This window comes from Kocuria sp. (assembly GCF_030538595.1).
Classification (GTDB): domain Bacteria; phylum Actinomycetota; class Actinomycetes; order Actinomycetales; family Micrococcaceae; genus Kocuria.
Window position 1 is genome coordinate 12,412 of sequence record NZ_JAUNTS010000007.1, and the last position, 19,038, is coordinate 31,449.

Annotated in this window: 16 protein-coding genes; 2 read left to right on the plus strand and 14 right to left on the minus strand. The window is 64.9% G+C overall.

The annotated features are described in order from the left end of the window. Positions 1-3: 3 nt before the first annotated feature. The 5 genes from topA to Q4G32_RS07305 form a co-directional block, all read right to left on the minus strand. Positions 4-2,820 carry a type I DNA topoisomerase gene (gene topA / locus Q4G32_RS07285; protein WP_303350383.1) on the minus strand — a complete coding sequence of 939 codons (2,817 nt, stop codon included), beginning with the start codon at positions 2,818-2,820 and terminating at the stop codon, positions 4-6. A gap of 217 nt (positions 2,821-3,037) precedes the next feature. After that, positions 3,038-3,502: a pyridoxamine 5'-phosphate oxidase family protein gene (locus Q4G32_RS07290; RefSeq protein ID WP_303350385.1), complete on the minus strand. Its 465-nt coding sequence runs from the start codon at positions 3,500-3,502 to the stop codon at positions 3,038-3,040. 76 nt (positions 3,503-3,578) lie between these two features. Beyond that, positions 3,579-5,306, minus strand: a complete 1,728-nt coding sequence (locus Q4G32_RS07295) for a DUF7059 domain-containing protein (RefSeq protein ID WP_303350387.1) — start codon at positions 5,304-5,306, stop codon at positions 3,579-3,581. Beyond that, positions 5,303-6,211 carry an oxygen-dependent tRNA uridine(34) hydroxylase TrhO gene (gene trhO / locus Q4G32_RS07300; protein ID WP_303350389.1) on the minus strand — a complete coding sequence of 303 codons (909 nt, stop codon included), beginning with the start codon at positions 6,209-6,211 and terminating at the stop codon, positions 5,303-5,305. The genes Q4G32_RS07295 and trhO overlap by 4 nt, the downstream gene beginning before the upstream one ends. Positions 6,212-6,277: 66 nt before the next feature. Further along, on the minus strand, positions 6,278-6,733 hold the full coding sequence (locus tag Q4G32_RS07305; RefSeq protein WP_303350405.1) for a pyridoxamine 5'-phosphate oxidase family protein: 456 nt from the start codon (positions 6,731-6,733) through the stop codon (positions 6,278-6,280). A gap of 263 nt (positions 6,734-6,996) precedes the next feature. Here Q4G32_RS07305 and Q4G32_RS07310 point away from each other — a divergent pair, with 263 nt between their 5' ends. Then, the gene (locus tag Q4G32_RS07310; RefSeq protein WP_303350407.1) at positions 6,997-9,336 is read left to right on the plus strand and encodes a DEAD/DEAH box helicase; all 2,340 of its coding nucleotides are present in this window, start codon (positions 6,997-6,999) and stop codon (positions 9,334-9,336) included. Between the two features lie 3 nt (positions 9,337-9,339). Here the strand turns inward: Q4G32_RS07310 and Q4G32_RS07315 are convergent, their stop codons facing one another. The 7 genes from Q4G32_RS07315 to ssd form a co-directional block, all read right to left on the minus strand. Next, entirely contained in the window at positions 9,340-9,798 is a 459-nt protein-coding gene (locus tag Q4G32_RS07315; protein WP_303350410.1) for an Rv3654c family TadE-like protein, read from the minus strand. After that, the gene (locus Q4G32_RS07320; RefSeq protein WP_303350412.1) at positions 9,785-10,279 is read right to left on the minus strand and encodes a TadE family type IV pilus minor pilin; all 495 of its coding nucleotides are present in this window, start codon (positions 10,277-10,279) and stop codon (positions 9,785-9,787) included. The genes Q4G32_RS07315 and Q4G32_RS07320 overlap by 14 nt, the downstream gene beginning before the upstream one ends. A 204-nt stretch (positions 10,280-10,483) precedes the next feature. Beyond that, entirely contained in the window at positions 10,484-10,735 is a 252-nt protein-coding gene (locus tag Q4G32_RS07325) for a DUF4244 domain-containing protein (protein WP_303350414.1), read from the minus strand. Between the two features lie 97 nt (positions 10,736-10,832). Further along, positions 10,833-11,423: a type II secretion system F family protein gene (locus Q4G32_RS07330; protein ID WP_303350416.1), complete on the minus strand. Its 591-nt coding sequence runs from the start codon at positions 11,421-11,423 to the stop codon at positions 10,833-10,835. Beyond that, positions 11,420-12,505 (minus strand): type II secretion system F family protein, encoded by a 1,086-nt coding sequence (locus tag Q4G32_RS07335; protein WP_303350418.1) that lies wholly within the window; start codon positions 12,503-12,505, stop codon positions 11,420-11,422. The genes Q4G32_RS07330 and Q4G32_RS07335 overlap by 4 nt, the downstream gene beginning before the upstream one ends. Next, complete coding sequence (locus Q4G32_RS07340) at positions 12,505-13,683, minus strand: TadA family conjugal transfer-associated ATPase (protein ID WP_303350419.1); 1,179 nt, start codon at positions 13,681-13,683, stop codon at positions 12,505-12,507. The genes Q4G32_RS07335 and Q4G32_RS07340 overlap by 1 nt, the downstream gene beginning before the upstream one ends. Continuing rightward, complete coding sequence (gene ssd / locus Q4G32_RS07345) at positions 13,680-15,005, minus strand: septum site-determining protein Ssd (protein WP_303350422.1); 1,326 nt, start codon at positions 15,003-15,005, stop codon at positions 13,680-13,682. Before ssd ends, Q4G32_RS07340 begins: the two co-directional genes overlap by 4 nt. A gap of 154 nt (positions 15,006-15,159) precedes the next feature. On the opposite strand from ssd, the gene Q4G32_RS07350 reads away from it, so the two are divergent. Continuing rightward, positions 15,160-17,007, plus strand: coding sequence for a bifunctional 3'-5' exonuclease/DNA polymerase (locus Q4G32_RS07350; RefSeq protein ID WP_303350424.1), 1,848 nt, complete (start codon positions 15,160-15,162; stop codon positions 17,005-17,007). Between the two features lie 16 nt (positions 17,008-17,023). On the opposite strand, the gene Q4G32_RS07355 is transcribed toward Q4G32_RS07350, so the two are convergent. Continuing rightward, the gene (locus tag Q4G32_RS07355) at positions 17,024-17,863 is read right to left on the minus strand and encodes an NUDIX hydrolase (protein ID WP_303350426.1); all 840 of its coding nucleotides are present in this window, start codon (positions 17,861-17,863) and stop codon (positions 17,024-17,026) included. 2 nt (positions 17,864-17,865) lie between these two features. Further along, complete coding sequence (nth, locus tag Q4G32_RS07360) at positions 17,866-18,798, minus strand: endonuclease III (protein ID WP_303350428.1); 933 nt, start codon at positions 18,796-18,798, stop codon at positions 17,866-17,868. Between the last annotated feature and the right edge of the window lie 240 nt (positions 18,799-19,038).

The following is a 19,038-nucleotide window of genomic DNA, read 5'->3' on the forward strand; positions in this document are numbered from 1 at the left end:
ACCTCAGACTTTCGTGGACGCGGAACGCTTCCGGGTGGTGGTCCCGGCTTTCTTGCGCGTGGCGGACTTTGTCCCGGACTTGGCCCGCGACGACGACGCCCGCCCCGCCTTCTTGGGAGCCGGACCCTTGGCGCGCTTCTCCGAGAGCAACTGGCTGGCCCGCTCAGGAGTCATCTGCTCCACAGTTTCGGAGCGCGGCACAGTCACGTTGGTTTCACCGTCGGTGATGTATTCACCGAACCGGCCTTCCTTGATGATCATGGGACGCTCGGTGATGGGGTCCGTTCCCAGATCTTTCAGGGGAGGTTTGGCGGCGCCGCGGCCGCGCTGCTTGGGCAGGGCGTAGATCCGCTGCGCCTCCTCCACGGTGATCCCAAAGATCTGGTCCTCGGAAGTCAGCGAGCGCGAATCCGATCCCTTTTTCAGATACGGACCGTAGCGGCCGTTCTGGGCGGTGATCATCTCCCCGTCCTTGTCCGCCCCCACTTCCCGGGGCAAGGACAGCAGTTTCAGGGCATCGTCCAGGGTCAGTTCCTGCATGTCCATGGACTGGAACAGCGACGCCGTCCGCGGCTTGGGTTTTTCAATTTTCTTGGGCTTGGGATTGCCGTTCTTGTAGTACTCGGTGGGAATGGCATCCAGCTCTTCCTGAGTGGGCTCGGGGATGACCTCCGAAACATAGGGCCCGTAGCGGCCGTCCTTGACCACAATGGTGCGTCCGGTCTGGGGGTCGCTGCCCAGCTCACGACCATCTGCCCGGCCAATTTCCATGAGTTCGGCAACCTTCTCAGGGGTCAACTCATCCGGGGCCAGTGATTCCGGGACATTGGCACGGACCGGATCAGTGACCTCCCCGGTTTCCTCATCCACGGAGCCACCGGTTTCCAGGTAGGGGCCGTATTTGCCCACCCGCAGTGTGATGTCATCCGTGAGTTTGATGGAGTTCAAAGCCCGGGCGTCAATGTCACCCAGGTCATCCACGATTGGTTTGAGTCCGTTGTCCGTTCCTTCTTCACCGAAGTAGAACCGTTGCAGCCACTCCTGGCGGTCCTGCTCACCGCGGGAGATGCGGTCCAGGCCCTCTTCCATTTCCGCCGTGAAGTCGTAATCCACGTAGTCGGAGAAGTGTTCTTCCAATAGCCGCACCACGGAGAAGGCGGTCCAGGACGGGATCAGCGCGGTGCCGCGGACCTTGACGTAGCCGCGGTCCACAATCGTGGAAATCACAGCTGCGTAGGTGGATGGACGGCCGATTCCCATTTCATCCATGGCCGCCACCAGGGAGGCTTCCGTGTAGCGGGCCGGCGGGCGGGTGGAGTGTCCGTCAGCGGTCACCTCCGCAGCTTCCAGGGAGTCGCCTTCCTCCATCTGAGGCAGGCGCTTGTCCCCCCGGCCGCCCTTGCCGGACTCCGTATCCCCGTCCTTGCTGGTGTCCTTGGCCTCCTGGTAGGCGGAGAGGAATCCCGGGAAGGTGATCACGGTGCCGGAGGCGGTGAACTCGGCAACCCGGCCATCCGTTGCGGTGGCCCCGAGCCGCACGGTGGCGGTGAATCCCTTGGCATCTGCCATTTGGGAGGCCACGGTGCGCTGCCAGATCAGTTCGTAGAGCTTGAACTCATCCGCGGACAGAGACTTACGCACCTGGTCCGGGGTCCGGAAGGAGTCACCGGCGGGCCGGATGGCTTCGTGTGCTTCCTGCGCGTTCTTGGATTTGGAGGCGTAGCTGCGCGGTGAATCCGGCACGTAGTCCGCGCCCCACAACTCCTTGACCTGACGACGCGCTGCGTTCACAGCCTGCGTGGACAAGGCCACGGAGTCGGTACGCATGTAGGTGATGTAGCCGTTTTCGTACAACCGCTGAGCCACCTGCATGGTCGAACGGGCCGAAAAATGCAGTTTCCGCGCAGCATCCTGTTGCAGCGTGGACGTGGTGAACGGTGCCTTGGGCCGGGAAACATACGGCTTGGTCTCCTGGGAGACCACGGTGAAGGCAGCCTCAGCCAGACCTTGGGCCAGGGAGGTGGCTTCCTGCTCGCCCAGATGCACCAGCGTGCCGGGTTTCTTCAGGGCGCCGTCGTCGTTGAAATCCTTGCCGCCGGCCACTTTCTTGCCATCCACGGTGACCAACCGGGCGCCAAAAGTGGCTCCCGAATCCGGCCCGGTGGTACAGGTGAACTGGCCGCTGAGATCCCAGTAATCGGCGGGGACAAACGCCATCCGCTCGCGTTCGCGCTGGACCACCATGCGGGTGGCCACGGACTGGACACGACCAGCGGAGAGTCCGGAGGAGACTTTGCGCCACAGCACCGGAGAAATTTCGTAGCCATAGAGACGATCCAGCACACGCCGCGTCTCCTGGGCGTCCACCAAGTCCTGGTCCAGCTCCCGCAGTTCACCAAAGGCGCGCTCAATGGCTTCCCGGGTGATTTCCGGGAAGGTCATGCGGTAGACCGGCACCTTGGGCTTGAGCACCTCATACAGGTGCCAGGCAATGGCTTCACCCTCACGGTCGCCGTCAGTGGCCAGATAGAGGGCATCACACTCTTTGAGCTTGCGCTTGAGCTCCGTGACCTTCTTCTTCTTGTCCGGATTGACCACGTAGTACGGGTCAAATCCAGAGTCCACGTCCACGGCGAACTTGCCGTACGGGCCCTTCTTCATCTCCGTGGGCAGCTCCGAGGGCTGCGGGAGATCACGAATGTGCCCCATGGAGGAATCCACTTCATAGGCATCACCCAGGTACCCCGCAATAGTCTTGACCTTAGACGGGGATTCCACGATGAGCAGGCTCTTGCCTGTTCCCGTGTTCTTTGTGGCCACAGTCTCTCCTCAGCCTTTCCTGGGCGGGTTCATGGTGCAGTGCTCACAGTGCATGAGTTCACGGCGCGGTGATCACACCGTAACTTCCCCACCTTAACCGCACGCCGAACCTCCCGTACGCGCACCATCAAGGGGAACCCGCACCTTACCGCGTACTGGCGGTCCGGCCTGGAGGTTCAGGAACGCGGCCGGGAGACACGGCCGTGCCAAGGGTGGGTCAGTCTTCGTCCTCAGCGGATTCTGCGGTGGCTCCCTCTGCAGTGGAGGCTGAAATGGGGAAAGCCCGCCCGGAGACCTGCTCGGGTTCAATCACCACAAAATAGGGTTTGAAGGAACGCACCCACGGGCGCAGGTTCAGACCTTCGGCCATCTCGAACTCGGGGCCGTCCTCAATCCGGCGGGCGCGTCCGTGGACCACCACAGAGGTGACTTCCTGGTGGTCGTCATCCAGGCGCACTTTCCGGTCAGCCTCAAAGGCCACGTGATTGTTGATGACCAGGGAGGCCAGCTTGGAACCCTGAGCGGTGCGGAACCACAGCTTGCGCTGATGGACCACAAAGTTCACGGGGAAAATGTCCACCACCCCGCCCACCACAACGGCCAGTCGCCCAAACGGCTCCGAGTCCAGCAGCTCCCAGGCTTCATCACGGGTCAATTCGCGGTATCGGTTCTCGGTGCTCATGGGCCCATTCTTTCACCACCGGACCCACCCCGGTCAGCCCCCGAGGCGCAGTTGAGGATATGTTGCGCGCATCCCCTCAGTCGGCTTGCAAAAAGCCGTCGATCAGCAGGTGCCGGGTTTCAGCCAACACAGCTTGGGCCTCCTCCGATGACTCCGCGCCCTGACCCTCCGGGGCTTCCCATTCCAGCAGCGCGGCCAGGGCACTCACGATCTGAGCCACGGAGAGTTCGCCGTCACAAGCTCCTACCAGCCCGGCCGTGGCCGAGGTCAACACGGCTGTTCGCTGCATCCCTGCACCTTGACGCAGCAGGATGACGGAGGGGTCTGGCGCACCGGGACGCCCGTGGCGTTCCTCCGTCACATGCTCCGGAACGCTCAGATGGAGATCCACCCACCGCTGCCCCAACGCGTCCAGGACATTCTGACGCTCCACGGTGGCCGCCGTGACCACTGCAATGGGCTGTTGCAGCGGGTGGGTGACTTCTTCACAACGACGACGCCGCTGCCGCCCCTCTTCCGGAAACTCCATCCGCAGGTACCCAAAGCCCACAGCCTCAACATCCCGGGAGCTGAAATCCTCCAGGTAGGCACGGTAGGCGGCCTCATACCTGGAACGCTCCAGGTGTTCGGAAGCATCCCGCAGCCAGGTTTCCGCGTACTGTTCGGGGGTCTCGGTCTCCCGCTGGATGAGCCAGGCATCCAAAACCTCTGGAATCCAGGAGGACACCCGCCGGGACCAGTTGGCAACCCCCTGTTCCCGCGGTATCTCCCAGTTGGCCAGCAGATGCGCTGTGGCGCCGGGGGCCATCACGGTGTGCAGGCTGCTGACCAGCTCGGCCACCAAGCTGTCGCCGGGTTTTCCAGCATCGCGGTAGGTGTAGCGATCCCCTGCACTTTCACCCGCGGTGCGTGGAGTGATCACGAACGGCGGGTTGGTGACCACCAGGTCAAACAGTTCACCGGCCACCGGCTCCAACAGTGATCCCTGGCGAAGGTCCACGCGGGCAGCCAGGTTGTGGGCATCCAGGCCAAGTGCCGGAGCATTGAGCATCAGATTGAATCGGGTGAAGGCCAGGGCGCGTTCGGACAGGTCCGTGGCCACCACGTGCCGGGCGTGTTCCAACAGGTGAAACACCTGAATCCCGCAGCCGGTCCCGATGTCCAAGGCCCGTTCCACGGGCCTGCGTTCCGTGATCTGGGCCAGCGTCAGGGAGGCTCCGCCAATGCCCAGGACATGATCGTGGCGCAACGCCGCACCCGGACGTTGAAAGGCAGTCAGATCCGCTGCCACCCACAGGTCCAACCCGCTGTCCGAGGAGTGCAGATCAAGGTCAACAATCGAGCGAATCCACGCTCCGGCAGCGTCACCACCTCCTGCGGTGGTGACTGGGCCCCGGTCTGTGTCTGTACCGGTGGCACCGTCTGCAGCGTCAGTTTCGGTGGTCGCGCCCACAGCTGTGCCCGGTAGGTATTCCACCAGGCCCAATTCCGCCCATTTGGTCGGCTCCACCTGTGGCAACACGGCATGGAAGTCATGAGTGCTCAGAGGTCTGGCCAGTATGAACATGTGAATCAGTGCCGACAGGGCGTTCCAGGTTCCTGCGTCACGGTGCCCGTCCAGGGCAAGAAGAGCAGGAACTGCCTGATCGCGGCTCAACGCCTGAACTGCGGCATCCCCCAGGTGATGGCTCACGCCCTCCACCGTGAAGTCGGCAGCTTCCAAAACCTGGCGGAATGCCTCAATGGCGTCCGGGTCATCAGAGCGCGGCGCTGCGGGCACACGGCTGAAAGCAGCTGGGCTCACGCGTTCACCTCCGGGTGGGCCGGGCGGCAACCTGCGGGGCAGGTCAATCCGGCGTCGTCGTGAATCCGATGGTGCTCCGGACAGGTCAGGAACCGGTGGTGGCAAGTGGGGTCCGAACAGTTCACGAAAGTCTTGGCGGGAGCGCCGCACACATCGCAGACACCGATCACGGCAGCTTGGTCGGAGAAGTCAATGGCTCCGCGGGCATCGAAAACCGCCAGCGACCCCTCCCACAGTCCCGAATCCTGGCGGGCTTCCCCGTACCGCACAATTCCGCCGTCCAGCTGGTAAACCTCCTGAAAGCCGCGCTGGATCATCAGTGCGGAGAGAAATTCGCAGCGGATACCGCCCGTGCAGTAAGTGACCACGGGTTTGTTCTTGAGGTCGTCATACCGCCCGGATTCCAGTTCCCGGACAAAGTCATGCGTGGTCTCCACCTGCGGGACCACAGCGTCCTTGAACTTCCCGATCCGAGCTTCCCAGGAGTTACGGCCGTCAAAGAACACCAAGTCATCCCGGGATTCCGCCAGCTGGTCCAGCTCTTGCGGGGTGATGTGGGTGCCGCCACCCACTACGCCGTCGTGATTGACCTGGACCTCCCCGGGTGCGCCGAATGCCACCAATTCATCCCGGACTTTCACGGACAGTCGGGGAAAGTCTTGGGCCGAACCGTCAGACCATTTCAAGTCCATCCCCCGGAACCCGGGGTAGGACCGGGTGATCTTGGCGTACTGCTTGAGGGCATTGACCTCCCCGCCCACGGTCCCGTTGAGACCTTCCGGGGAGACCAAGATGCGCCCGCGTAGCCCCAGGCGTTCACACAGTGCGCGCTGCCACAGGGCAATGGCTTGGGGGTCAGGCAACGGGGTCAAGCTGTAGTACAGGAGAATGCGATTCACAGACACGGCACCAGGGTAGCCGCGCGGTAGTACACGCCGGTGCCGCGGTCATTGCAGACCTGCCCCAGCCACCTACCCCAGGCGAAAGCTGCGCCCCGTGACCCGGGTAGGTTCAATCTCCACGAACTCGATCTTCTCCGTGTCCAACCACGGTTTGAGATCCAGTGACTGCGCAAATTCCAGCTCGGCGGCCTCCGTGAGCTGACGGGCGCTTCCACGCACCATCACCGACCACGCGGAGTCTCCGGCCACCCGGTCAATTTCCAGGGCCACCTTGCCCGTCAGGGTGAGGCGGAACAGCTTGGCCCCGCGAGCGGTACGGAAGTACAACTTGCGGTTGGCTGCCACAAAATTGATGGGGGTGATCTCAATGTCTTCATCGTCCATGGTGGCCAGCCGACCAAACCGGGCGGCCTCCAAATACTCCCAGCACTGCTCGTCCGTCAGTGCGGCGCTGGCCGTGGATTGCTGGTGGGCATTGCTGTGATCCGGCAAGGGGCCTGGGTTCATCATGCTTCCGGTGCTCATAGTTAGATTCTTGCACCGGCCGTGGTGAGCCTCACACCGTGGCCGTTTCTTCCATTGCTCGCTGAAACGGTGGGCAGCCCACTGAAGCCGTGGAAAGCCTGCTGAAGCGGCGGTCGGCCTGCTGTATCAGTGAGCACAAAACGGCCAGCGGGTACCGCGGCCTGGTCGGCGGATGCAGTGGTCTGGACGCAGTTGCGACAGTCTGGCGGGAGGGTGCAGCGCTCTGGTCGGCGCAGGCAGTGCGTGGATGGGAGAATGTAGCGGTGCCCGAATCCAATGCTCTGATCCCCCTCCTGGGACGTGGTAGCGCACCCCAGGAGGTCCGGCACATCCGTCATCTCCCGGCCCGCCAAGCTGTCACCGCACCGTGGCCGGATTCCCTGCATCCAGACGTCACAGCCGCGTACCAACAACTCGGTGTTCCAGCACCGTATCGGCATCAGGCGGAAGCCATCACAGCGGCCCAAGGTGGGCACACGGTGGTGGCCACGGGAACGGCGTCGGGAAAATCCCTGGCTTATCAGGCACCCGTACTGAGCGCGATTCACACCGGGAGACTGATCGCTCAGCAATCTCCGGGCGTGCTCCAGCACCCGGAAGAGGCCACGGCGCTGTATCTGGCGCCCACCAAAGCGCTGGCTGCCGATCAGCTGACCACCCTCCGGGCCCTCACCCAGAACTTGGCGGTTCGCGCTCACACCTACGACGGCGACACCCCCACCGAGCAGCGCCGCTGGGTACGCGACCATGCCGACCTGGTGCTGTGCAATCCGGACATGCTGCACGCTGGGATACTGCCTCGCCACGCCCACTGGTCACGATTGCTGCGCAGATTGCGTTATGTGGTGGTGGACGAGGCCCACGTGTACCGGGGAGTGTTCGGCTCCCACGTGGCCAATGTGCTGCGGCGGCTTCGGCGCGTGGCGGCACTGTACGGCGCTGATCCGGTGTTCATTGCGGCTTCAGCAACCTCTGCTGCACCGCAGGAATCATTCGCCCGCCTGATTGGAGAAGATCCAGCCTCAGTCACCGCCGTGACCAGGGACGATTCCCCGCACGGTGCCGTCACCGTGGCACTGTGGGAACCCGAACAATCCGGTCCGGAGGGTGAGAACGGTGCCCCCACCCGGCGCAGTGTGCTGGCTGAAGCCGCGGACATGCTCACGGACCTGAGTCTCAAGCAGGTCCGGACCCTGGCTTTTGTGGGCTCACGGCGCGGTGCGGAAACCGTGGCTCAGATGGCCCACCAGCAGTTGGATGAGGTGGAGCCGGGGCTGGCGCACCGGGTGGCGGCCTACCGCGCTGGATTCTTGCCGGAGGAACGGCGCGAGTTGGAGGAACAACTGCGTGACGGTCGCCTGCTGGGCTTGGCCTCCACCTCCGCGCTGGAGTTGGGGATCGACGTCGCCGGCCTGGATGCCGTTCTGGTGGCGGGTTGGCCGGGGACCCGGGCATCGTTCTTTCAGCAGGTGGGCCGGGCGGGCAGAGCGGGGCAGGAGGCGTTGGCGGCCTTCATTGCCCGCGATGACCCCTTGGACACCTATTTGGTGAACCATCCGGAAGCCATCTTTGACACTGCGGTGGAAGCCACCATTTTTGATCCCGGCAACCCGTATGTTCTGGCGCCGCACCTGTGCGCAGCTGCGGCGGAACAACCGCTGACGGAGGCAGACCTGGTCCTGTTCGACCCCTCAGCGCCAGCAATTCTGGAATCCCTGGTGCGGGCCGGTCAATTACGACGCCGCCCCTCCGGCTGGTTCTGGACCCGCTCAGAAGACCCCGCCGCGTTGGTCTCCATCCGCGCTGAGGGTGGCGGCCCGCTGCAGATCATTGAAACGTCCACTGGTCAGCTCTTGGGCTCCATTGGTACCGGTCAGGCCCACCAGCAGACCCACCCCGGTGCGGTGTACGTCCATCAGGGGCGCAGCTACGTGGTGGATGAACTGGACCTGGAGCACCACGTGGTCTCCGTGACCCGGGCGCATCCAGATTTTTACACCATGGCCCGTGAGGTCACCTCCGTGGCAATCCTTCAAGAGCAGCGCAGGGAGCAGTGGGGACCGATCACCGTTCACACCGGGGACGTCCAGGTGACCTCCCAGGTGGTCTCCTACCAGCGGAAGGCCCTCCCCGGCCATGAAATCCTGGGTGAAGAACCCTTGGATCTTCCATCCACGGATCTGTTCACCACATCCGTGTGGTTCACCATGCCGGGACCGCTGTTGGCTTCGGCCGGAATCCAAGAACCAGACATTCCCGGTGCCCTTCACGCCGCCGAACACGCCATGATCGGCTTGCTGCCGCTGCTGGCCACCTGCGACCGGTGGGACGTGGGCGGGCTGTCCACGGCCTTGCATGCAGACACCGAACTGCCCACCATCTTTGTGCACGACGGTCACCCCGGCGGCGCAGGTTTTGCCGAACGCGGTTACAACATGGCCACCCGGTGGCTGACGGCAACCAAGGACGCCATAGAGTCCTGCGAATGTGAAACGGGCTGCCCCTCCTGCGTCCAGTCCCCCAAATGCGGCAACCGCAACAACCCGCTGGACAAGGCCGGAGCCATCAAGCTGCTCACCGCGTTGCTGAGTCACGCGCCGTGAGACTCAGGGGTCGCTGAACGGACTGTTTTCCGGTGGACCGGCTCGGCTGATGTTCTTGGCCTGCCCCAGTGGCGCCAGAACTCCTGTCAGATCCACCCCTACCTGAACGTCCACGGTGGTCAGTTCGGGCTCAACCAGGGCGCACTCCAACAATTCAGCGTCATTGCTCTCAGCGACTCGACGAGCCATATCGCAGGGGTCCCCTGGCATCAGCCCCCGTGCCACATCCGCTGCGGCCAGGGCAGAGAGGTCGGCCACGTTTCCGGCACGATGTTTCACAATGGCGGCTTGACCCACCAGCAACACCACACCCAGCAGAAAGATGGCCACCAAAATGGTGCTGAGGGCAAAAACTGTCCCGGCACCTGAGTCAGCATCTGAGGGACCACCGCCCCGGCCAAGACCGGGCAGGGGTCCACGGGCCGGCTCTGAGCCGGCACCCGGAGTCTCACGGTAGCTCATCAAGAACCACGCCCTCCGTGATGGTGGAGGCCGAGGCGGAGAGGTCCAGAGCACCCCAGTCCCCCAAGATGCCCGGTGCCGGCATCACAACTTCTGCCTCCGCCCGGCCGTTGCGAATTTCCACCGCGACCCGAGCACGATCACCGGCAATGGACCGGGCCTCTTCCACCGCCGCATCCGGGGTTTCCCCGCGAGCCACCACTCGGGCAGCAGCACCGGCAGCCTCTTCACATCGGACTTGGGTGGCAGCGGCGGCTCCGCCAGCCAGAACAACGGCCAGTACCAGTACGATCGCCGGCAGCACCATGGCGGTTTCGGCCGTGACCGCGCCGTCGTCAGGGCCGTCATCAGGATTGGGGCGATCATGGGGGCAATCAGCTGCGAAAGCGCCCCTGTGAGGCTCCACCGCGGACTGCCCACGGTGCCGGCGCCACCGCTGAAAAGTGGTGCTGGCCCGCAGGCGAAACTGACGGCTGAACATGGTGACCTCCGGAAGTGAGAGCGGGCGGGATTCTTGTCATGACGAGGCGATGAGCGCGGTTCGATGACTTGACGTGCGCGGCGTTCGCACTGGCACGCCGCGCAATGGAGTGGTTGGATGGGGGTGGTTGACGACAACCATCCGAGCTGAACGGATGGGGGAAGTCCTCGGGCCGCCACCGCGTTCCGGCGGCGGCCCGAGTGCTCAGATGCCCAAGGCTTTGTTGATGATCGCCATGATCAGGTCGCTCACAGCATCGGAGGCGATCACAGCTGCCATGACTCCACCGAAGGCCGCCGCAGCCAAGAGCACGATGGCGTACTCCACCGTGGAAGCTCCAAGGTCCGGGTCCTGAGCCAGAACCTCGGTTCCGGGGGCCACCACCTGGCCTTCCAGAGCTTGATCTGCGGGAGCCTCAACGGAGGTGGCGGCAACGGAGTTGTTGTTGGTGAACATTGTTCTTCCTCTTTCTGTTGGCCCTGTGCGGGCTGTTGACCGTCACCGCGGGTGCGGTGACGGGGCTTGTGGGCGGTGCGCCAGCACCGCTGCCCGGTCAGAAAAAATCCGGAACCAGGCCGATCAGGACGGGGACAATGCCCCAGGCAATGAAGGCGGGGAGCGAGCACAGCCCGAGTGGGACCACCAGGTGCACAGCGAGCTTTTCCGCCGCAGCCTCTGCTCGTCGGTGTTCAGCACGACGAACCTGAGCGGAGGCCGCCCGCAATGCGGAGGACGACGGCGCACCGGACACCGCTGCAAACGTCAGGGCGGCGCGTAGATCCCGAACCGCCATGGGAGGTGTGGCAGCGGCTGCCCAGGCTTGCCGCCACGGCAATCCCAGGCTGAGCCCGGCCCCCACAGTCCGCAACGCACTGCCTGCTGGACCATCCACCGTGGACCCCAGAACCGTCAGGCTGCGTTCCACCGGAACACCGGCGTCCAACATGGAGGCCACCAGTTCCACCAGAACTCCGGCCGACACCGGAACAGGGTCTTTCTGGGTGTCAGGGGCTGTTGCCCGGTGTGGGCTTGGCTCGAAGCTGCGCAGCGGATCACGCCGGGTGGGTAACCACAGCAGCGCCAGGGAGGCCGCCACCAGCACTGCAACTCCCGTACTGGCAACCAGCGGCTCAACGGTGTTCATGAGGTCACCTCCCGTGGGGCCACCCCGGTGGGGCGCTCCACAGAAGCACGGCGGTTCCTGCGGCCGGGTGACGTCTGCGCAGGTGACGTCCGCGCAGGGGCCGCATGGGCACGGGCCGTCCGACGGGTCAACCGGTTGCGGTGCGTGGTCTCGGTGGGGTCCGTGGCATGTTCGGCCCGCTGTACCAGGCGCCCCGTCCAGACCCGGCCGATCACGGTGAGTAGCGCTCCCACTGTCCCGGCGGCAATGCCCCACGGCGTGGTCAACAGGGTCCGGATGGGATCTGCTCCGATCAGCATTCCCAGACCCAGCGCCAGCACCGGCAACCAGGTCAGGATTCTGACTGTGGCCCGTGATCCCGCCAGTGCGGTTTCCCGTGCGGCTGCTGCGTCCAAGTCCGCCTCCGTGGCCTCAGCCAGTCCTTCCAGCAATGTGGCCAGGGGCGCACCCGTCCGTTCGGAGACCTCCCAGCACCGTGCAAGATCTGCCAGCACGGAGGTTTCCACCCGCCGCAACCGGCGGTCCTTGGACTGCGGGGCCTGGGAAAGTGTCTGCAGCGTGGTTGATGGCGCCCGCCCCACGGAACCGGCACGCGCCACCGTGGTGCAGACCTGTTGAATGCGTTGCCCCGTGGTGGTGGGGTCTTGGGTTTCAGCCAGGGAGGCGGCAGCCACCTCAAAGGCTGAGAGGGAGCTACGTCCCACGCGCAGGAGCGCTCCGAGTTGCCGCATGAAAACCACCCACTCGGCAGCCTCCGCCGTGGCTTGGGCGCCACGCCACGGCAAGATTCGGCTGGCAACTGCCGTGAGCAACCCGGTGCCGGCCAAACCTCCACCCATGTCATCCCCGTGGTGGCCCTGAGTCGTTGCGTCACCACCGGTTTGTCCCGAATGGGGCTGTCCGCTCCGGGACAAACCACCCGACGCAGCACCGCGGCCACGTCCAGGCTCACTTCCGGGCCGGGAACCGGCCGCCTTGACCACCCGCGAGCGCGCACCTACGGGGGTCAGCAGCAACCCCAGACCCAGCACCCCGATCAGCACACCCAGGACGGTCACACCAACAGTCAGTGCAGCACTCATCACCGCTCACCCCGCTGCGCCAGACTCAGAAAGTGCTCCCACCCCGGACCCTGCCGATAACCGGTGGCCTCACGGGTGCAAGCGGTGGTCATCCGTAGCGTTCCGCGCACTTCCTCCAACAAGGACACGGTGTGCACCACCCGCTGCGGTCCGCGGCGATCAAGATGAACCACCAGGTCCAGGGCACAACCCGCCTGCAAGGCAATGGCCTCACTGCTCATCCCGCCCAGAGCTCCCAGCGCTGCCAGGCGAGCAGGCACGGCATCGGCTGAATTGGCGTGAACAGTCCCCGCACCCAGGTGACCGGTGTTCAGCGCCGTGAGAAGTTCTCGAATTTCGGCACCGCGGCACTCGCCCACCACAATCCGATCGGGCCGCATGCGCAGGGATTGCCGGACCAACTCGGCCAGTTCAATTGCCCCGGCTCCTTCCACGTTGGCGTGGCGGGCCTGCATACCCACCACATGTGGGTGGAGTGGGCGCAGTTCGGCGGCGTCCTCAATGAGCACCATGCGTTCATCCACCGGACAGGCGCTGAGCAGGGCGTTGAGCACTGTGGTTTTGCCAGCACCGGTGGACCCCGTGACCAGCAGATTTGCTCCACCGGCCGTGGCTGCCATCAGGTGATCCAAGACCTCCTGTGTCACCGTTGAGCTGGCCACCAGATCCGCCACTGTGATCACATCCCGGTGCCGGAACCGCACGGAAATCAATGTTCCACCCGTGGAAATCGGTGGAAGAACCGCGTGAACTCGCATGCCGTCGGCGGTTTGCACATCCACGCAAGGGTGGGCTTCATCCAACCGGCGGCCCGCAGCCTGGATCAGACGCGTGGCCAGGGCACGGACTTCGTCGTCGTCCTTGAAGGGGGATGGCACACGTACGGGACCGTGTCCCGCTTCCCACCACACATCGTGGGCTCCATTGATCCAAACATCGGTGAGTCCGGAGGCGGGAAGGAGGTGTTGCAAGGGGCCCAGGCCGGTGAGCTCGGCCCGGATGCTGCGCACGGCGTGCAGTGTCCCTGCCGCACCCAAGACGTGGCCGGAGGAGCGTACAGCCTGCGCAATGCGTTCGTCAGTGACCGCAGAACCGTCCAGCAGGAGAGTTTCCCGCACCGTTTCCAACAGGGCTGAATCCACCGGGACTTGGGCGCGAGTAGGAGTCTTGGCATTCATGACCCATTACCCCCGTAAGTCAACTCGACGGAACCTGCCAGGCGGTCCGTGAGCTGGTCCCACAGAGCGGCAACGCATTGCTGATGTGGGCGCTTGCGTCCCCGTTCCAGCAATCGACCGCTTTCAGCGGCTTCCGGTACCCGCCCGTCGAATCGCACGGCACCCAGCGGCTCGCGGCCCAGAGCATCACCCACCAGGGAATGGTCAATGTCCGCCACGTCCACGCCGCACAGCACGAACTCCACGGGTACCGGTCCCAGTGCCGTCGCACTGCGGTGCGCGGCAAGAACTCCCCGAACCGTGCGCGGCAACGCCACCACCACCACATCGCATTGCCCCGCCAGAGAATCCCGCCCGGAACCGATCCTTCCCAGATCCACCACCACCGCATGGCTAACCGTGCGCAGTGCCGCGAGCACGGAGACCCCCGGGAAATCGTGGCGCTGCACCGACTCCCGATCCCAGGACAGCCAGCTCAGGCCGGGCTGATCGGGGTGACCCGGCAGCAGCGGCAAGAGCTGTTCACCACGCAGCACGCCCCGGGAGCGGCTCAGATCCGGCCACCTCATGGCCTCCAAAGACTCCAGCCCCAGGAGAACATCCACCCCGCAGCTGTCCGGGTCGGCATCCACCAGGACGGTCTGAGCTCCGCCGGCGGCCGCATCCGCAGCCAACCAGCAGGCCAGTGTGGAGGCACCCACGCCACCCACTGCACCCACCACGCCCACCACCACGGCTTGGGAGGTCTGTGCCGTCTCCGTCCGCGGCGCCAGCCGATCAGCCAACCAGGATTCGGCTGCGGGCAGCACGGCCACGGGGCATCCACCCAACAGAGCGGCCGCATCCCACAACCCGTCGTCCTCCGGCCGACCCAGCAAAACGACGTCGCCGCCACCTCCCCGCGTGGCCGGTCCGTCCGTGAGCGCTTGAACGTCCAACAGCTGCACGTCAGTGCCCGTGAGTCCACCGGCGGTGGCCGCCACATACAGGGAAGCACCCGCGGAGGCACAGATTCCGCTCACCATCTCCCGGACAGCGGAATCGTGGGTCACCAAACCCACACGCAGTCCGTCACCGTCAACCACTTCACCGCCACGGAATCCCCGGTGTGTCCAGGAGGGATCGTGCGCCCACAAGAGATCTGCGGTGCAGTTCTCCTCTACCGGGCCACCTGCCTGGACATCACGGCCATTCCCCGTGGCGAGTTCATCGCCGACCCCGGGTCGAGCCTCTGTCCCCGGGGTGCTGGAATGCTCGGGGTGCCACGGGAGTGCCGTGTGGGCTGCTCGTGCCCTGCGGCCGGTGCTGGTTGCTGTGTTCATGACCACAACGGTGCGTGCTGTGGGGCACATCCCGCTGACCGCTCAGGTTCAAATGTGCACAACCTCTAGACCCCGTGAGAACTTTTTTGGTTGTGGAGCAACGCGCGCTGGGCAACGAACCTGACCGGATCGGGTGGGCAGGCACAATGGATGGGTGTTCGTCGTCGTCGTTCCCTCCCAAGGTCTCAGCACAGAACCGGGCGACGCACGAACCACAGGCGGGCAGGATGCGTTTCTGGTCCAGGACGTGGATGCCCGGGGCAACCCCACCGGCGCCATCACCAGCCTGAGCCTGTCCGAGCTGACCGCATTCATCCGGAACAGGGCGCGGACTGCTCAGGAGGATGCAGTGGCCGCGCCTCGGTGGGTCTTTGAGCGCAGCGTGACTGTTTTTCCGCAGCTCTTGTCCCAGGACCCCGCTGTACCGCTGACCCACGTGCATGATCTGCGGCTGGTGCAAAACATCCTGCAGACCGCAGCGGATGCCCCCGGTTCCGGGGTGGTGTATCAACCCGTGCTGACGCCTCTGCCGCAGCACGAACATCCCGGGGTGGCTCCGCCGCCTCCCGTGCGTTCCGCCTGGAACTCGCCCGCCCAGGGTCAGTTGGGGCTCTTTGACTCCCTCCCGGCATCAGGAACTCCCGCCGAAACTTCACCCCCACCTGCCGGGGAGGATCTTGTGGCACCTGTGATCGCCGAACTGGCAGCACAGTGGAAAGCCATCACGAACGCTCGTTCTCCCCAGAAACTGGCGTTGTTGGCGGCTCTGGAATCCACGGGCGCACTGTTGGCCGCGGACATGCACCGCGTTGGGATCGCCTGGGACACCTCCGTACACCGGTCCCTCCTGGAAGATGCCCTGGGGCCTGAACCGGCCCCGCAGCAGCGGCCCGCAAAAATGGAAACTGCCGCCCGTGCCGTGCAAACCGCCCTCACTGCCCCCACCGTGAACCCGGATTCCCCCCAGTCACTCCTGCGTGCACTGCGAGCCGCCGGCGTTCCGGTGGATTCCACCAGCCAGTGGCTTCTGACCGGTTGGGTCCAGGCCGCACCGGCCTCCTCACCCGGTGAACGCGAACGCCGCCAAGCCATGATCGGCCCGGTCCTGGAATACAAAAAGATGTCCCGGCTACTGACCGCCAACGGCTGGCACTGGCTGGAGAACTGGGTACGTGCGGACAGATTTCACGCCGAATACGTGGTGGGCGGTGTGGTCACGGGGCGGTGGGCAGCGCGCGGGGGTGGTGCCCTCCAGATCCCCAAAGTGGTGCGCTCAGCCGTGCGCCCCGGGCCCGACCGCAAACTGGTGGTGGCCGATGCCGCTCAACTGGAACCCCGCGTTCTGGCCGTGTTGGCCCGGGACCAAGCTCTGGCAGAGGCTTCCCGCGGCCGGGATCTCTACCTGTCCATTGCTGAACAGGGCCGGGCACGCTCCACCGAACTGACGGAACGCAACCACGCCAAAGTGGCGCTTCTGGGTGCCATGTACGGGGCAACCACCGGTGACAGTGGCCGATTGATGCCGCAGTTGACCCGCATGTTCCCCAAAGCAGTGGCCTACGTGGAACACGCAGCACGCGTTGGTGAACGCGGCGGGCAGGTGTGCACTTGGCTGGGCCGCTGGTCACCGGCCCCGGATGAGCAATGGATGACGACGACGGCGGACACCGCCACCGCAAGCAGCGAACGCCGAGCGCGCAGCATGCGCCGAACCCACGGCAGGTTCACCCGCAATTTTGTGGTTCAAGGCTCCGCCGCCGAATGGGCCATGGCGTGGATGGGCCGTATCCGCACCGGCCTCAAACGGGCCCATCTGGATGCTGACCTGGTGTTCTTCCTGCACGACGAGATCATGGTGGACACCGCAGCCAAAGATTCCCAGCGCGTGGAGGACATTGTGCGTGCAGCCGCTGATGAGGCCGCACGCATTGTGTTCGGCCCGGTCCCCGTGGAGTTTCCCGTCACGGTGGTCACCGTGGACAGCTACGACCAAGCCAAGTGAACAGCGGCCTCCCCAGCTACAGCGGAGCGGGGCGAATGTCCGTGGTGTCCCAGGGAAGGTTCCAACCCGCAGCGCTCAACAGATGATCCAGCAAAATGCCGGTGAAGCCCCACACCACCACGTCCCCGCTGCCCCCCGCTGGATCGGTGATGGTGCGCGGTATGCGAAACGCCGGCGAGCGGTGACGCAGCCTGGGGTAATCCGGACCCGGTATCTGCACCTCCGCGTAGTGCCGGTGTGAAGCGTTCACCAGATCGGCAATGGGTGTGCGAAACACCAGAGAAGATTCCGCATGATCCACCACCTCCACCGGCACGGGCTTGGACCACCACCCCACCACGGGCGTCACCTGGTGACTGGAAACGGCCAGCGGCGTGCGCGGCAGCATTCCCAAGATTTCGACGCCGGCCGGGTCGAGCCCCGTTTCCTCCTGCGCCTCCCGCAGTGCTGCCCGAACGTAAGCGGCCTGCCCCACACCCCCCGGTAGTTCCACGCGATCCGCCGGATCATGGGGGTCGCCGTCCTCCGGGTCCAAACGACCACCTGGAAAAGCCACCTGCCCCGGATGGGCACGCAACGTGGGGGCCCGCTGCACCAACAGCAGATCAAGGTCCGGCGGAGTTTCATCCAGGGCACCCACCAGGATCAACACGGCAGATTCGCGCATGTTCTCCCCCGCCGGAATGTCCTGAATCCTTAAAGGCCCTCCCCCGTCAAGCTCCCGGATGGCGCGGATCAATTCCTGCCTGGCCCCGTGCTCCCCTCTGACGCGGGATTGCTCACCCACCGAACCGGAGGCGCGGTCGGTGACCTGGCCCCTGGCGGGGTCTTGCGCAGACATGTGCTCGGAGACCATGTTCACAGCTCCAATCCGTGCCCGGTTGCCCGCAGCTCACGGCGGGTGAGCCCACCCATGTAGCCGCTCAGCAAGTCCTCCCGCCCGGTGGCGAACTCGTAGGTGAACAGGGCCGCCGCGACCTCCGGCTCCGTGGGACCGGCCCCGTAGGACGGGCACAGATCGGCCACCGGGCACACCCCGCAGGCAGGTTTCCTGGCGTGGCAAATGCGCCGACCGTGGTAGACGAGCCGATGGGAGAGATCAGTCCAGTCCTTGGGCTCGAACAACTCCATGACATCTTGTTCCACCTTGACCGGGTCCTCCTGCTCGGTCCATCCGAATCTGCGCGCCAGCCGACCAAAGTGGGTGTCCACGGTAATTCCCGGCACGTCAAAAGCATTGCCCAGAACCACATTGGCGGTTTTGCGCCCAACCCCCGGAAGCGCCACCAGCTCGGTCAGACTGCCGGGGACGGCGCCGTCGTGCTCATCCTCCACCCGCTGCGCCAAGCCCTGGACGGCCTTGGCCTTGGAACGGTAAAAGCCCAGCGGGCGCAGCATTTCCTCAACCTCCACCCGTTCCGCCTCAGCCAGCGCTCGCGGAGTGGGCCAACGTTCAAACAACGCCGGGGTGGTGGCATTGACCCGCACATCCGTGGTTTGCGCGGAGAGCACCGTGGCCACCAACAATTCCCACGCTGAGCCAAAATCCAGTTCAGCCACGGCGTACGGGTAGGTTTCCCCCAGGATGGCGTTGATCTTGCGCGCTCGCCGTTTGAGCCCCAAGTCAGATTCGGTTTTCCCGGTTCGACGTCGCCGCGCGGCTCCTGCCCGAGCCTTGGCCGGGTCCACCACCCGTACGTGATCTGGCACCGGCCCCCCGTGGTTGCGGTGCAGGGGGTGGCCTCCCGGCGGTGGAGCAGGCGGGGTGGGGGTGCCGTTCGTCGTCGTCATGGCTCCGATGCTACGTGTCAGCTCGGACGTTGCAGCGGACTGCTTTCTGCAGCCCTGGGGGGCTACGGCGGTGGAATCCACCCGCCAGCCACCCTATGGACGGGCCTGTCCGGGAGACCAAGTTAGACACGTGTGGAATCCGACCCCGTGAGTGCTCTAGTCTCAAAGCGAACATGTGACGCCGGGCACACCGTCCGGCAGTCCTGGCCGTCCGGACCAAGAGCGCCACTGGGTGCTCAC